Origin of the sequence: Streptomyces sp. NPDC050448 (assembly GCF_040655295.1) — a bacterium.
Lineage (GTDB): Bacteria > Actinomycetota > Actinomycetes > Streptomycetales > Streptomycetaceae > Streptomyces.
This window is the reverse complement of sequence record NZ_JBFAJR010000016.1, coordinates 124,479-139,478: the sequence shown is the minus strand read 5'-3', so window position 1 is coordinate 139,478 and position 15,000 is coordinate 124,479. Positions and strand designations below refer to the sequence as shown.

Below are 15,000 nucleotides of genomic sequence, written 5' to 3'. Positions count from 1 at the left end.
CCGCACGCCTGCTCGGACGGGTGAATACGGGGGTCCGGCTGGATAGAGACCTACCCGAGGGGGGTCGTGGAGCGGTGAGCAACAGGCGATGTGCGCTCGCCGCTCCACGACAAAGCGGATCAGACGAAGACGGCCAGCGACTTCGCCTTGCCGCCCTTGCTCTCCACGAGCCCGAGCAGCTGGCCCTCCGGCCCGTAGACCGCCACCGGCTTGCCCGCGGGGTATGCGTTCGGCATCTCGATCCGCACGCCGTTGGCGAGCAGCGAGGCCCGCCGGGCGTCCAGGTCCCAGCGCGGGAAGGCCGCGGCCGCCGCCTCGCCGATCGGCATGACGGTCAGCTCCTCCTGGAGCTGGTCCAGGGTCCGCGCCCGGTCGAGCTTGTACGGGCCCACGCGGGTGCGCCGCAGCGCGGTGAGGTGCCCGCCGACGCCGAGATCGGCGCCCAGGTCACGGGCCAGGGCGCGGATGTACGTACCGCTGGAGCAGACCACGGAGACGACGAGGTCGACGACCTTGGTGCCGTCCTCGGCCTCCGCGTCCCGCATGTCGTACACCTGGAACGACGAGATGGTCACCGGGCGGGCGGGGATCTCGAAGTCCTCGCCGTCCCGCGCGCGCTTGTAGGAGCGCACGCCCTTGATCTTGATGGCGCTGACCTTCGACGGGACCTGCATGATCTCGCCGGACAGCTTGGCGATGCCCTTGTCCACGGCCTCGCGGGTCACCGCGGAGGCGTCCGTCGAGGAGGTGATCTCACCCTCCGCGTCGTCCGTCAGAGTGTTCTGACCGAGGCGGATCGTCCCGAGGTATTCCTTCTCGGTGAGCGCGAGGTGGCCGAGGAGCTTGGTGGCCTTCTCCACGCCCAGGACGAGGACTCCCGTCGCCATCGGGTCGAGCGTGCCGGCGTGGCCGACGCGGCGGGTCTTGGCGATCCCGCGCATCTTGGCGACCACGTCGTGCGAAGTGAAGCCGGACGGCTTGTCGACGATGACAAGGCCGTCCGGAGTCTTCCCTGCGTTGGTGCTCATTCCGCGGCTGCGTCCTCGTCGTCCTCGCCCGGCTTCTTGTACGGGTCGGCGTCGCCGGCGTACTTCGCGCCGGAGGACACCTCGCGCACCTGGGCATCGGAGGCGCGCGCCTTGTCGAGGAGGTCCTCGATGGTCTTGGCGTTCTCCGGGAGGGCGTCCGCGACGAAGGTCAGGGTGGGCGTGAACTTGGTGCCCGCCGCCCGGCCGACCGCGGAACGCAGTACGCCCTTGGCGCTCTCGAGGCCCGCTGCCGCGCTGGCGCGGTCCTCGTCGTCACCGTAGACCGTGTAGAAGACCGTGGCCTCCCGCAGGTCGCCGGTGACCCGGGTGTCCGTGATGGTCACGTGCGTACCGAGGCGGGGGTCCTTGACACCACGCTGCAGCTTCTCGGCCACCACCTCCCGGATGAGGTCCGCCAGCTTCTTCGCCCGCGCATTGTCGGCCACTGGTCCGTCTCCTTCTTTGTCTTGCAATCAGTCTTCATCACCGTGCAGCCGCCGTCGCACCGACAGCAGCTCCACTTCCGGACGTGCCGCGACCAGCCGCTCGCAGCGGTCCAGTACATCCGAGAGGAACCCCGCGTCCCCACTGACCAGAGCGACCCCGATACGGGCCCTGCGGTGCAGATCCTGGTCGCCCACCTCGGCCGCGCTCACGGAGAACTTGCGTTGGAGCTCGGCGACGATGGGCCGGACGACGGAGCGTTTCTCCTTCAGCGAGTGGACGTCGCCGAGGAGCAGATCGAAGGACAGAGTCCCCACGTACATTCAGTTCCGGATATCCCGCCGGTGCGGGTTCGGTGGCCTGCCGGCCTTCGCGCGGCAGGGTCACCAGAACCGTACACGCAACGGCCGGGGCCGATCGACGGATATTCCGCCGACCGGCCCCGGTGTTACGACACGGTGCGAACCGCCTCGCGCTTACGCGCGGGGCTTCTCGCGCATCTCGTACGTCGCGATGACGTCGTCGATCTTGATGTCGTTGAAGGAACCGAGGTTGATACCACCCTCGAAGCCCTCGCGGATCTCGGTGACGTCGTCCTTGAAGCGGCGCAGACCGGAGATGGTGAGGTTCTCGGCGATGACCTTGCCATCGCGCAGGAGCCGCGCCTTGGTGTTGCGCTTGACCTCGCCGGAGCGGATGAGAACACCCGCGATGTTGCCCAGCTTGGACGAGCGGAAGATCTCGCGGACCTCCGCCGTACCGAGCTCGACCTCTTCGTACTCCGGCTTGAGCAGACCCTTGAGGGCCGCCTCGATCTCCTCGATGGCCTGGTAGATCACCGAGTAGTAGCGGACGTCGACGCCCTCGCGGTCCGCCATCTGCGCGGCACGGCCGGCCGCACGGACGTTGTAACCGATGACGATGGCGTCGGAGCCCATCGCCAGGGCGATGTCGGACTCGGTGACCGCACCCACACCGCGGTGCAGGACGCGGATGTCGACCTCTTCACCGACGTCGAGCTGGAGCAGCGAGGACTCGAGAGCCTCGACCGCACCGGACGCGTCGCCCTTGATGATGAGGTTGAGTTCCTGGACCAGACCGGCCTTGAGGACCGAGTCGAGGTCTTCCAGGGACACCCGGCGGACGCGCTTGGCGAAGTTGGCGTTGCGCTCACGCGCAGCACGCTTCTCGGCGATCTGACGGGCGGTGCGGTCCTCGTCGACGACGAGGAAGTTGTCGCCGGCGCCGGGGACGTTGGTGAGACCCAGGACCAGGACGGGGGTCGACGGACCCGCTTCCTCGACGTTGTTGCCCTTGTCGTCGAGCATGGCGCGCACACGGCCGTAGGCGTCGCCCACGACCATCGTGTCGCCGACGCGGAGGGTACCGCGCTGGACGAGGACGGTGGCGACGGCACCGCGGCCGCGGTCGAGGTGGGACTCGATCGCAATACCCTGAGCGTCCTGCTCCGGGTTGGCGCGCAGGTCGAGCGAGGCGTCGGCGGTGAGGACGACGGCCTCCAGCAGGGAGTCGATGTGCAGACCCTGCTTGGCGGAGATGTCGACGAACATCGTGTCGCCGCCGTACTCCTCGGCGACCAGACCGAACTCGGTGAGCTGACCGCGCACCTTGACCGGGTCGGCACCCTCGACGTCGATCTTGTTGACCGCGACGACGATCGGGACGCCGGCGGCCTTGGCGTGGTTCAGCGCCTCGATCGTCTGCGGCATGACGCCGTCGTTGGCCGCGACCACGAGGATCGCGATGTCGGTCGACTTGGCACCACGGGCACGCATGGCGGTGAACGCCTCGTGACCCGGGGTGTCGATGAAGGTGATCTTGCGGTCTTCACCGTTGACGTTGGTACCAGCCTGGTAGGCACCGATGTGCTGGGTGATGCCGCCGGCCTCGCCCGCAACGACGTTCGTCTTGCGGATGGCGTCGAGCAGTCGGGTCTTACCGTGGTCGACGTGACCCATGACGGTGACGACCGGCGGACGCGGCATGAGGTATTCCTCGCCGCCCTCGTCCTCGCCGAACTCGATGTCGAAGGTCTCGAGGAGCTCGCGGTCCTCCTCCTCCGGGCTGACGATCTGAACTTCGTAGTTCATCTCGCCCGCGAGGAGCTGGAGGGTCTCGTCGGAGACGGACTGCGTGGCAGTGACCATCTCGCCGAGGTTCATCATGACCGCGACCAGCGACGCCGGGTTCGCGTTGATCTTCTCCGCGAAGTCGGTGAGGGACGCACCGCGCGACAGGCGAACGGTCTCGCCGTTGCCGCGGGGCAGCATCACGCCGCCGACGGACGGGGCCTGCATGGCCTCGTACTCCTGGCGCCTCTGACGCTTTGACTTGCGACCGCGACGGGCGGGCCCGCCGGGACGGCCGAAGGCACCCTGCGTGCCACCACGGGCACCGGGACCGCCGGGACGACCGCCGAAGCCGGGACGACCGCCGCCACCGGCACCGGCCGGGCCGCCGCCGAAGCCGCCGCCACCCGGACGCGGGCCGCCGAAGCCGCCGCCGCCCGCGGGACGCGAGCCCGGACCGGCCGGACGGCCGGCGAAGCCGCCGCCGCCGGGACGACCGGCGCCACCGGGACGCGGGCCACCGGCGCCGGGACCACGGCCACCGGGGCCGCCACCGGGACGGGGACCGGGACCACCGGCAGCGGGACGCTGCGGCATCATGCCCGGGTTCGGACGGTTACCGCCGGGAGCACCACCGGGACGCGGGGCGCCGCCCTGCGGACGGGGCATGCCGCCCGGGGTCGGACGGGCGCCGCCGGGACCCTGGGGACGCGGAGCGCCACCGGGACCACCCTGCGGGCGCGGAGCACCCTGGCCGCCACCGGCGCCGGGGGCACCGGGACGGGGCGCGCCGGCCGGACGGGGCGCCTGCGGGCGCGCCATGCCGGTGGAGCCACCAGAGGTGAACGGGTTGTTGCCCGGACGGGGACCGGCCGGACGGGCGCCCTGCGGACGCGGGGCCTGCGAGCCGGGGCCACCGGCGGGACGCTGACCCTGACCGCCGGGGGCGGTGCCGGCCGGGCGCGGGGCGCCGGGACGGGCACCGGCCTGGCCACCCTGGGCCGCGGGACGCTGCTGCGCCGGACGCGGGCCGGGGGTCGCGCCGGGACCGGCGGGACGCTCGGCGCGCGCCGGGGCGGCCGGGGCCGCCGGAGGCGCGGAGAACTCGGTCGCCACGGGAGCCGCCGGAGCGGGCTTCGGGGCGGCCGGAGCCTTCGGGCCGGGACGCGGGCCGGAGCCGGCCGGAGTCACCGGGGCGGACGCGCTGGGAGCCGGAGCCTCGGCAGCGGCCGGCTTGGGGGCCGGGGCGCCGGGCTTCGGGGCAGCGGGACGTGCAACAGCACCCGGAGTGGGAACCCCGGGCTTGGCGGGCGCGGCCTTGCGGGGCGCACCCGGCTTCGCAGCGGACTTGCCGGCGCTGCCGCCGGGCCCCTGCAGTGCGTCAGTCAACTTGCGTACAACCGGCGCCTCGATCGTCGAGGACGCCGAACGGACGAACTCACCGAGTTCCTGGAGCTTGGCCATGACGACCTTGCTCTCAACTCCGAACTCCTTGGCGAGTTCGTATACCCGGACCTTAGCCACTTCGCTCCTTTTAGGTCCGGGTTACGCCGGACCGTCGCTACTTCATGGGCGTACTCATCGCGTACTCATCGAGTGCTCATCGCAATCTCGACCTACTTCCAACTCGCGAGGTACCTGACCGCACGGGGTATCCGTGCCGTACTACGTCTTACGGTGTCGCCTCGGCCACGACGGCCACGGCTTTGCTCAGTCCGGTCGTATCGAGTGCTCCCGGGGACCGAAGGGCCCGGGGGAACGCTCTGCGACGGACCGCCTTGTCCAGACAGACCACGGCAGGGTGCACATAGGCGCCCCGGCCGGGCAGCGTACCGCTTGGATCGGGGACGCATTCGTCCCCGATCGCCACGATGCGCAGCAGATCGCTCTTGGCCGCTCGCTCCCGACACCCCACACAGGTTCGTTCGGGGCATGCGCGGGCTTGCGTCCGGCCAGACACGCCTAAGTCTACCTCCCCGCACCGACCTCACCCCTTCGGGCGAAAAATCGAACGGATGTTGTCGAGATCTGCTGTCTTGATCCTGTCTACCGGCCGGACAGCTCCGACCGGTACCGGATTTATTCCCCGCCCCGGGCCCGGTCGGCGTCCGGGGACGCCTCGGTGTCGGGACGGATGTCGATGCGCCAGCCGGTGAGCCGGGCGGCGAGGCGGGCGTTCTGGCCCTCCTTGCCGATGGCCAGCGACAGCTGGTAGTCGGGCACGGTCACCCGGGCGGAGCGCGAGTCCCAGTCGACGACCTCGACCTTGCTCACCCGGGCGGGTGACAGCGCGTTCGCGACCATCTCCGCCGGGTCGTCCGACCAGTCGACGATGTCGATCTTCTCGCCGTGCAGCTCGGCCATGACATTGCGCACACGGGCACCCATCGGGCCGATGCAGGCGCCCTTGGGGTTGAGGCCCGAGCGGGTGGACCGTACGGCGATCTTGGTGCGGTGGCCGGCCTCGCGGGCGATCGCCGAGATCTCGACGCTGCCGTCCGCGATCTCCGGGACCTCCAGCGCGAAGAGCTTCTTCACCAGGTTGGGGTGGGTGCGCGACAGGGTCACGGAGGGACCGCGGACACCCTTCGCCACCCGTACGACGTACGCCTTGATGCGGAGTCCGTGCGTGTACTCCTCGCCGGGGACCTGCTCCTGCACCGGCAGGATGGCCTCGAGCTTGCCGATGTCGACGAGGACGTTCTTGGGGTCCTTGCCCTGCTGGACGACGCCGGTGATGACGTCGCCCTCACGGCCTGCGAACTCGCCGAAGGTCAGGTCGTCCTCGGCGTCGCGCAGACGCTGCAGAATCACCTGCTTGGCGGTCGTCGCGGCGATCCGGCCGAAGTCCGACGGGGTGTCGTCGAACTCCTTGGCCTCCTGCCCCTCCTCCAGGTCCCGCGGGTCCTCCGTCGCCCATACGACGACGTGGCCGTTGGTGCGGTCCAGCTCCACGCGCGCCCGCCGGAAGCTTCCCTCGGTGCGGTGGTACGCGATGAGGAGGGCCGACTCGATCGCCTCGACGAGCAGGTCGAAGGAGATCTCCTTCTCCCGGACCAGACCCCGCAGGGCACTCATGTCGATGTCCACGGCTACGCCTCCTCTTCCTTCTTGTCCTTGCGGTTGAACTCGATCTCGACCCGCGCCTTGGCGATGTCGGTGAAAGCAATGCGCCGGGCGGTCGCCTTGCGGCCCTTCACACCCGGAACCTCGAGGTCCATTCCCTCGTCGTCCACGTCGAGAATGCGGGCGATCAGTTCCCCGCCCTCGACCGGCTGGAACTTCACGAGGCGGCCGATCGCCCGTACGTAGTGACGGTGCTCGGTCAGCGGGCGGTCGGCGCCCGGCGAGCTCACTTCGAGGACGTACTCGTCCTCGCCCATCACATCGGTTGCGTCGAGCTTGTCGGAGACCTCGCGGCTCAGCTCGGCACACGCGTCCAGTTCCACGCCCTCGTCGGAGTCCACGATGATGCGCAGCATCCGGCGCTTGCCGGCCTTGGACATCTCGATGTCCTCGAGATCCAGGCCCTTGGCGGCGACAAGCGGCTCCAGCAATCCGCGCAGCCTGTCGCTCTGGGTGGTGCTCATCCGGGTGACTCCTCGGCCGCGTGTGCTGTTGTGGTTTACGTCGCGTGTCAGGTCAAAGGGTATCCGGTCGCGGAGGGTGTTGCCGTCCTCCGTGGAGACAGGGCCCCGGGTACGGTGATCACACCCTGCCCCGCCACCACCCTCGAGGACGTCGCCGTGCCCTGGACTCTGCCTTCGCGGCTCTCTCGCAGGAGCCTGCTCGCCGGTGCCGCCGGTGCGGCCGGCGCCGCGCTGCTCACCGGGTGCTCCGACGACGACGGCTCGTCCGACACCGGCACCGGGGTTCCACTCGAACGGCGGATGCGCGAGAAGGCCGTTCGGGACAGCGGGCGGCTGCTGGAACGGTACGACGCCACCGCGGTCGCCCATCCGGCCCTGGCCGAGCGCCTCGCGCCGCTGCGGGCCGCGGTCGCCGCGCACACCGGGGCGCTGGCCTCCGCCGACGCCGCGACCGGCAAGCCCCCGCGCTCCGCCTCGCCCTCCTCCCCCGCCGCGTCCGCGCCGGCCGGCGCTCCCGCGGTGAGCGGCGAGCCCGTGCCGCCGAAGCCCGAAGAGGCCCTGACCGCCCTCGCGGACGCCGAGCGCAGCCTGGCCGAGGCCCGGACCATCGCCCTCGCCGGGGCGCCCGGGGAGCTGGCCCGGCTGCTGGCCTCGGTGGCCGCGTGCGGCGCAGTACACGCATACCTGCTGACCTCGCCCCAGGGAGACAAGCCGTGAAGCCCGAACCCTCCCCCGCGAACCGCGCCCTGGAGGCCGCGCAGTCGGCGCTCGCCGCCGAGCACGCGGCCGCGTACGGCTACGGGGTCGTCGGCGCCCGGGCCTCGTCCGCCCGCGCGGCCGAAGCCCGCGAGGCGTACGGCGGTCACCTCTCCCGCCGGGACGTGCTCGCCCGGACGGTGCGCGAGATGGGCGGTTCGCCCCGGCCCGCGGAGGCGGCGTACGCGCTGCCCTTCGAGGTGCGCACCCCGGCCGACGCCGAGCGGCTGGCCGCCGAGATCGAGGACCGGGTGGCGGGCGCGTACTCCGATCTGGTGCGGGCTGCGGACGGCCGGCTGCGCCGCGAGGCGGCCGACGCGCTGAGCGCCGCGGCCGTGCGCGCGGCACGCTGGCGCGGTGTCGGCGTAGCCTTCCCTGGGCTCACGGAACGTGGAGAACGAGCCCGGACCAGCTGAAAGGGATCACGCACGCATGGCTTTCGAACCGCCGCAGCGGCTTGTACGGGCGCTCGGCGAGACGCCGGATTCGGCGCAGAACGCGGACTGGCTGGGGCAGTTGCCCCGGCTCGCGCAGGAGGCGCTGGACCGGCGGGGGGTTCAGGCCCAGCGGGTGCAGGCCCCGGGCGGCCGGAGCAGTCTGGTCGTCCTCGTGCACTACGCCGACGGGACCCCGGCCGCGCTGAAGCTGGCTCCCCCGTACGCGCGGCCCGACCGGGAGCTGGCCGCGCTGGCGCACTGGGGCGGGTTCGGGGCCGTACGGATCCTGGACACCCGGCACCACGAGGAGGACGGGGCGCTGCTGCTGGAGCGGCTCCACCCGGAGGTGTCGCTGCGGTCGCTGCCGGAGGCGAAGGCCCTGCTGGAGGCCTGCGGGACGCTCCGCAGGCTGTGGGTGACCCCGCCGGTCGGACACCCGTTCGAGACGGTGGCGGAGCGCACCGCGCAGCAGGCGGAGGCGCTGCGCAAGGCCCCGCCGGAGGCCGAGGCGCTGGCCTCAGCGGCGCTCGCGATCCGCGACGAGCTGACGGCCCAGCCCGGCGAAGAGCTGCTGCTGCACGGGAACTTCCGGCAGGGCAAGGTGCTGGCGGGCGAGCGGGCGCCGTGGCTGGCGGTGGGCCCGGACCCGCTGATCGGGGACCGTGCGTACGACCTGGCCCGGCTGGTCCGGGACCGGCTGGAGGACCAGGTCGCGTCCTCGGCGGGGGCGGCGGGCGCCCGGCGCCGGGTGAACAAGCTGGCCGACTCCCTGGAGCTGGACCGGGAGCGGCTGCGGGGCTGGACTCTGTTCCGCGCGGTGGAATCCGGGAATAGGGCGCTGGCCGCCGGGCGGCGCCGGGACGCGGAGCTGCTTCTGGAGTTCGCGGCCTGGCTGTAGGGCATACCGTAGATACGGGTGGATGCCCCGCAGGAGGCCGTCATGGTCCAGGAACTGCTGACAGCGGCAATCGCGGCAGCCGCGGGAGTCGCGGTGTACTCGGGCGTGGCCGCACGGGTGGTACGGCAGTACGAGCGGGGCGTGGTCTTCCGCTTCGGTCGCCTGCGGGAGGGGATCCGCGGGCCGGGCTTCACCATGGTCCTCCCGTTCGTCGACCGCCTGCGCAAGGTGAACATGCAGATCGTGACGATGCCGGTGCCCGCGCAGGAGGGGATCACGCGGGACAACGTCACGGTCCGGGTGGACGCGGTCGTGTACTTCAAGGTCGTGGACCCGGCGAACGCGATCATCGAGGTGGAGGACTACCGCTTCGCGGTCTCGCAGATGGCGCAGACCTCGCTGCGCTCGATCATCGGCAAGTCGGACCTGGACGATCTGCTGTCCAACCGGGAGCAGCTGAACCAGGGCCTGGAGCTGATGATCGACAGTCCGGCGGTGGGGTGGGGCGTGCAGATCGACCGGGTCGAGATCAAGGACGTCTCGCTGCCGGAGACGATGAAGCGCTCCATGGCACGCCAGGCGGAGGCGGACCGCGAGCGCCGGGCTCGGGTCATCAACGCAGATGCGGAGCTGCAGGCTTCGAAGAAGCTGGCCGAGGCGGCGGCGGTGATGTCGGAGCAGCCGGCGGCGCTGCAGTTGCGGCTGCTGCAGACGGTGGTGGCGGTGGCCGCGGAGAAGAACTCCACCCTGGTGCTGCCGTTCCCGGTGGAGCTCCTGCGCTTCCTGGAGCGGGCCGCCCCGACACCGGGCGGGGCCGCACCGACGCCGGAGCAGCCGAACCCGGTCACCCGGCCGGACCCCGGCCCGGCACTGGACGGCTCGCCGGGCCCCGGGCCCGCGTCGCCGGACGGATCGCCGGGCCCCGGGCCGACCGTGGACGGCTCGCCGGATCCCGCTGCGGACGGGCCCTCCCGGGACTCCGTCCAGCCGGGCCCCGCCCCCGACGAGCCTGCGGCCGGCTAGCTTCGCAGCGGGGCCGTGCCCGGGGTCACGTCAGGCGGGCGAGGGCTTCTGCCAGGGGGAGTTCCTCACGATGGCCCGTGGCGCGGTGCTGGAGTTCGACGACCGCGTCGGCGGACCGGCGGCCCGCCACCAGGATCCACGGAACCCCGATCAGCTCCGCGTCCGTGAGCTTCACACCCGGGGACAGGCCCGGCCGGTCGTCCAGCAGGACCCGCAGGCCCGCGGCGGCCAGAGCGGTGGCCGCCTCCTCCGCCAGCGCCAGCGGGACCGCCTTGCCCGCCGCCACCACGTGGACGTCCGCCGGGGCCACCGCCGCGGGCCAGGCCAGGCCGCGCTCGTCGGCGGTCTGCTCGGCCAGCGCGGCCACCGCCCGCGAGACGCCGATGCCGTACGAGCCCATCGTGACCCGCACCGGCTTGCCCTCCCGGCCCAGCACGTCCAGCCCGAACGCGTCCGCGTACTTGCGGCCCAGCTGGAAGATGTGCCCGATCTCGATCGCGCGGTCCAGCCGGAGACCGGCTCCGCAGCGCGGGCAGGGGTCGCCGGGCTCGACGACGACCACGTCGAGGTACTGGTCCACCTCGAAGTCCCGCCCGCAGACCACGTGACGGGCGTGCGTGTCCTCGCGGTTGGCGCCCGTCACCCACGAAGTGCCGGGCGCGACGCGGGGGTCGGCCAGGTAGCGGACCTTGTCGAGCCCCTGCGGGCCCACGTAGCCGCGTACCAGGTCCGGGCGGTCGACGAAGTCCTCGGCCGTCACCAACTCCACGACGGCGGGCGCCAGATGCTCGCCGAGCTTGCCGAGGTCGACCTCCCGGTCACCGGGTACGCCCACGGCCACGATCTCGCCGTCGACCTTCACCAGGAGGTTCTTCAGCGTCGCCGACGCGGGCACGCCCAGGTGCGCCGCCAGCGTCTCGATCGTCGGGGTGTCGGGGGTGTCCACTTCCTCGATCGCGGGGTGCTCGGCGTCCACCGGGGTCAGCGCGAAGGTCACCGCCTCCGTGTTCGCCGCGTAGTCGCACGACGGGCAGTCCACGAAGGTGTCCTCGCCCGCCGGGGCGGGCGCCAGGAACTCCTCCGACGCCGAGCCGCCCATCGCACCCGACACCGCGGACACGATGCGGTGGTCGAGGCCGAGGCGCTCGAAGATCCGCTGGTACGCGGCCCGATGAAGGGCGTACGACTCCGCGAGGCCCTCGTCGCTCACGTCGAAGGAGTACGAGTCCTTCATCTGGAACTCGCGGCCCCGCAGCACGCCGGACCGCGGCCGGGCCTCGTCCCGGTACTTGGTCTGGATCTGGTAGAGCATGACCGGCAGGTCCTTGTAGGACGTGCACTGGTCCTTCACCACCAGGGTGAAGATCTCCTCGTGGGTGGGGCCGAGCAGGTAGTCCGCGCCCTTGCGGTCCTTGAGCCGGAAGAGCAGGTCCCCGTACTCCGACCAGCGCCCGCTGACCTCGTACGGCTCCTTCGGCAGCAGCGCCGGGAGCAGCACCTCCTGCGCCCCGATCGCGTCCATCTCCTCGCGGACGATGCGCGAGACGTTGTCGAGGACCTTCTTGCCGAGCGGCAGCCAGGTCCACACGCCCGCGGAGCTGCGGCGGACGTACCCGGCGCGGACGAGGAGCCGGTGGCTGAGGGTCTCCGCGTCGGCCGGGTCCTCGCGGAGGGTCTTGGCCATGAGGCGGGACATGCGCTGCACGTGTTGCGTAGACATGTCGCGAGGCTACCGGGGGCCGCCCGGACGCCGGAAACCAATTCGCGGGCGCCGCCTCAGGGCCGGCGCAGCGGCAGCGGGGCTCCCATCACGGCGTACGGCAGGCTCGCACTCGGGAAGTGCACCTGGCGGGCCAGGTCCGTGTAGCCGAGGGCCCGGTAGAGCCCGCGGGCCGGGCTCTCGGTGTCGACGGCGGAGAGGATGGAGCGGGGTTCCTCGGCGGTGTCGGTGATCCGGGTGATGAGGGTGCGGCCGACGCCGTGGCCCTGGAAGCCGGGGTGGACGTGCAGCTCGGTGATCACGAAGGAGCCGTCGAGCCAGCCCTCGTGCCCCTCGGCCCGCAGATACGGCTCGACGACCGAGGACCACCAGTACGCCCGGTCGTTCGGCATCCCGTACACGAACCCGGCGAGCGCCCCGTCCTCGGTGAACGCGCCGAGCGCGCGGGCTCCGCGGCAGGTCATGTGGCGCTGCACGATGTAGCGCCGGATGCCGACCTCCTCCTCGCTGAGCCCGAAGGCCACGGCCTGCACGCGCAGGGCCTCGTCCACGCGGTCGGCGAGGTCGAGGGGACCGATGCGGAGTCCGGCGGGCCGGGCGGGGCCGTCGCCCTCGGGGGTAGGCAGCATGCGGCCGACCTTACTGGGCGGTCCCGGCCTGCCGGTATGCCTCCGGGGGCCGCGTTTCCGGCCACCGGCTGCCGGAAGCGGGCGCCGAACCGTGCGCTAGAAGAGGACGCTCATGAACGCGCCGACCTCACGGAACCCCACCCGCCGGTACGCCGCCCGCGCCGCGGTGTTGAAGTCGTTGACGTACAGGCTGACCACGGGTGCGACATCGCGCAGCGCGAAGTCGACGACGGCGGCCATCCCGCTCTCGGAGTGCCCGCGACCACGGAACTCGGGAGCCACCCACACGCCCTGGATCTGGCAGGCCCTGGCGGTCGCGGCGCCGATCTCCGCCTTGAAGACGACCTTGCCGCCCTCTATGCGGGCGAAGGAGCGGCCGGTGCCGACCAGTTCGGCGACGCGGGCCTGGTAGAGCAGCCCGCCGTCGCCCGCCAGCGGCGAGACGCCGACCTCCTCGGTGAACATGGACACGCAGGCGGGCATGATCAGGTCCATCTCGTCCTTGCGGATCCGGCGGACGAGCGGGTCGGGGCGCACCTCGGCGGACGCCTGCTCGGTGACCATCAGCGGCTGGTGGGAGCGGACGTCGCGGGCGGGTCCCCAGCTGGGCTCCAGGAGCCGCCACAGCAGCCGGGTGGCGTCCGCGGGGCCGACGATGGAGGAGCAGCGGCGGCCGGTGCGGCGGGCCCGGTCTGCGAAGGCGCGGACGGCGTCGGAGTCGGCGCAGACGGGGACCAGGTTGGCGCCCGCGTAGCAGAGGGAGCGCAGTTCCCCGTCGGCGTAGTAGCCCCACATCTCGCCGCCCAGGCGCCAGGGGTCGAGTCCGGCGACCTGGACCCTGGAGGTGACGAAGGCGTTCTCGACCGGCTCGCGTCCGAGGACTTCGAGGGCGGCGTCGAGATCACTGGGCTCAAGGACCCGGGTGGTGGTCTGCGTCAACACTGGGGCCTCACCATACAAGTCTGCTGATCTCCGAACTGTACCCGCCGCCACCGGAGGATGCCTGGTCCCACAGGTCACGAAAAAACCCCGACCCCGCCCGCGAGCTGCGGGAACGGGGCCGGGGCCGATGCTGCGGGGCGCCGGGGCGCCCGGTGCTCAGACGCCGATGGCGACGCTGGGCTCGCCGGACGTCACGCCGTCCTTCTCCATCTGCTCGGCGATCTTCATCGCCTCTTCGATGAGGGTTTCCACGATCTTCGACTCGGGGACGGTCTTGATGACCTCGCCCTTCACGAAGATCTGGCCCTTGCCGTTGCCGGAGGCGACACCGAGGTCGGCCTCGCGGGCCTCGCCCGGGCCGTTCACGACGCAGCCCATGACCGCGACGCGCAGCGGGACCTCCATGCCCTCCAGGCCCGCCGTGACCTCCTCGGCCAGCTTGTAGACGTCCACCTGGGCGCGGCCGCAGGACGGGCAGGAGACGATCTCCAGCCGGCGCGGCTTGAGGTTCAGCGACTCCAGGATCTGGATGCCGACCTTGACCTCCTCGACCGGCGGGGCCGAGAGGGAGACGCGGATGGTGTCGCCGATGCCCTCGGAGAGGAGCGCGCCGAAGGCGACGGCGGACTTGATGGTGCCCTGGAAGGCGGGGCCGGCTTCGGTGACGCCGAGGTGCAGCGGGTACGTGCACTGGGCGGCGAGCTGGCGGTAGGCGTTGACCATGACGACCGGGTCGTTGTGCTTGACCGAGATCTTGATGTCGCTGAAGCCGTGCTCCTCGAAGAGGGAGGCCTCCCACAGCGCGGACTCGACGAGCGCCTCGGGGGTGGCCTTGCCGTACTTCTTGAGCAGCCGGGCGTCGAGGGAGCCCGCGTTGACGCCGATGCGGATCGGAGTGCGCGCGTCGTTGGCGGCCTTCGCGATCTCCTTGACCTTGTCGTCGAACTGCTTGATGTTGCCCGGGTTCACGCGGACGGCGGCGCAGCCGGCGTCGATCGCGGCGAACACGTACTTGGGCTGGAAGTGGATGTCGGCGATGACCGGGATCTGCGACTTCTTCGCGATGACGGCGAGGGCGTCGGCGTCGTCCTGGGTCGGGCAGGCCACGCGGACGATCTCGCAGCCGGAGGCGGTCAGCTCGGCGATCTGCTGGAGGGTGGCGCCGATGTCGGAGGTACGGGTGGTGGTCATCGACTGCACCGAAACGGGTGCGTCGCCACCGACGGCCACCGAACCGACCTGGATCTTGCGGCTGACCCTGCGGTCGGCAAGCTTCGTCGGCACGGCCGGCATTCCGAGAGAGATGGCAGTCATCTGCTGTGCAACCCCAAGGTGTGGATCAAGGTCCCGAGATCGGCGGGCTCCAGGCTTCGAGATTACGCCAACCACGGAGCGGCCCACGCATCCGAGGGCCCGGAACACCCGAACGTAGGGAGCCGGGCA

At 71.7% G+C, this 15,000-nt stretch carries 15 protein-coding genes; 4 read left to right on the top strand and 11 right to left on the bottom strand.

Annotated elements, in window-relative coordinates:
• Positions 1–119: 119 nt before the first annotated feature.
• The 7 genes from truB to rimP form a co-directional block, all read right to left on the bottom strand.
• A complete protein-coding gene (truB, locus tag AB0I68_RS20650; protein WP_363178774.1) occupies positions 120–1,028 on the bottom strand; it encodes a tRNA pseudouridine(55) synthase TruB in 909 nt (302 codons plus the stop codon).
• Entirely contained in the window at positions 1,025–1,474 is a 450-nt protein-coding gene (gene rbfA, locus AB0I68_RS20645; RefSeq protein ID WP_363178773.1) for a 30S ribosome-binding factor RbfA, read from the bottom strand. Before rbfA ends, truB begins: the two co-directional genes overlap by 4 nt.
• Positions 1,475–1,501: 27 nt before the next feature.
• Complete coding sequence (locus AB0I68_RS20640; protein ID WP_030651158.1) at positions 1,502–1,795, bottom strand: DUF503 domain-containing protein; 294 nt, start codon at positions 1,793–1,795, stop codon at positions 1,502–1,504.
• Positions 1,796–1,948: 153 nt separating this feature from the next.
• Positions 1,949–5,086, bottom strand: coding sequence for a translation initiation factor IF-2 (gene infB, locus AB0I68_RS20635; protein ID WP_363178772.1), 3,138 nt, complete (start codon positions 5,084–5,086; stop codon positions 1,949–1,951).
• Between the two features lie 148 nt (positions 5,087–5,234).
• Positions 5,235–5,522, bottom strand: a complete 288-nt coding sequence (locus tag AB0I68_RS20630) for a YlxR family protein (protein WP_078622365.1) — start codon at positions 5,520–5,522, stop codon at positions 5,235–5,237.
• Positions 5,523–5,641: 119 nt separating this feature from the next.
• Positions 5,642–6,652, bottom strand: a complete 1,011-nt coding sequence (gene nusA, locus AB0I68_RS20625) for a transcription termination factor NusA (RefSeq protein ID WP_363178771.1) — start codon at positions 6,650–6,652, stop codon at positions 5,642–5,644.
• 2 nt (positions 6,653–6,654) lie between these two features.
• Positions 6,655–7,152 carry a ribosome maturation factor RimP gene (gene rimP, locus AB0I68_RS20620; RefSeq protein ID WP_363178770.1) on the bottom strand — a complete coding sequence of 166 codons (498 nt, stop codon included), beginning with the start codon at positions 7,150–7,152 and terminating at the stop codon, positions 6,655–6,657.
• Positions 7,153–7,308: 156 nt separating this feature from the next.
• Here rimP and AB0I68_RS20615 point away from each other — a divergent pair, with 156 nt between their 5' ends.
• Genes AB0I68_RS20615 through AB0I68_RS20600 form a run of 4 tightly spaced genes read left to right on the top strand, consistent with a single transcriptional unit; the run spans position 7,309 to position 10,266 of the window.
• Positions 7,309–7,869 (top strand): hypothetical protein, encoded by a 561-nt coding sequence (locus tag AB0I68_RS20615; RefSeq protein WP_363178769.1) that lies wholly within the window; start codon positions 7,309–7,311, stop codon positions 7,867–7,869.
• Positions 7,866–8,324 (top strand): ferritin-like domain-containing protein, encoded by a 459-nt coding sequence (locus tag AB0I68_RS20610; protein WP_363178768.1) that lies wholly within the window; start codon positions 7,866–7,868, stop codon positions 8,322–8,324. Before AB0I68_RS20615 ends, AB0I68_RS20610 begins: the two co-directional genes overlap by 4 nt.
• 16 nt (positions 8,325–8,340) lie before the next feature.
• Entirely contained in the window at positions 8,341–9,243 is a 903-nt protein-coding gene (locus AB0I68_RS20605; protein ID WP_363178767.1) for an aminoglycoside phosphotransferase family protein, read from the top strand.
• A gap of 42 nt (positions 9,244–9,285) precedes the next feature.
• Positions 9,286–10,266 carry an SPFH domain-containing protein gene (locus AB0I68_RS20600; RefSeq protein WP_363178797.1) on the top strand — a complete coding sequence of 327 codons (981 nt, stop codon included), beginning with the start codon at positions 9,286–9,288 and terminating at the stop codon, positions 10,264–10,266.
• Between the two features lie 25 nt (positions 10,267–10,291).
• On the opposite strand, the gene AB0I68_RS20595 is transcribed toward AB0I68_RS20600, so the two are convergent.
• The 4 genes from AB0I68_RS20595 to ispG all read right to left on the bottom strand — a co-directional run bounded on the left by AB0I68_RS20595 (position 10,292) and on the right by ispG (position 14,871).
• Positions 10,292–11,986, bottom strand: a complete 1,695-nt coding sequence (locus tag AB0I68_RS20595; RefSeq protein ID WP_363178766.1) for a proline--tRNA ligase — start codon at positions 11,984–11,986, stop codon at positions 10,292–10,294.
• Positions 11,987–12,042: 56 nt separating this feature from the next.
• Complete coding sequence (locus AB0I68_RS20590; RefSeq protein WP_363178765.1) at positions 12,043–12,615, bottom strand: GNAT family N-acetyltransferase; 573 nt, start codon at positions 12,613–12,615, stop codon at positions 12,043–12,045.
• Positions 12,616–12,711: 96 nt separating this feature from the next.
• On the bottom strand, positions 12,712–13,557 hold the full coding sequence (locus tag AB0I68_RS20585; RefSeq protein WP_363178764.1) for a GNAT family N-acetyltransferase: 846 nt from the start codon (positions 13,555–13,557) through the stop codon (positions 12,712–12,714).
• A 156-nt stretch (positions 13,558–13,713) separates the two neighbouring features.
• Positions 13,714–14,871, bottom strand: a complete 1,158-nt coding sequence (gene ispG / locus AB0I68_RS20580) for a flavodoxin-dependent (E)-4-hydroxy-3-methylbut-2-enyl-diphosphate synthase (RefSeq protein WP_363178763.1) — start codon at positions 14,869–14,871, stop codon at positions 13,714–13,716.
• Between the last annotated feature and the right edge of the window lie 129 nt (positions 14,872–15,000).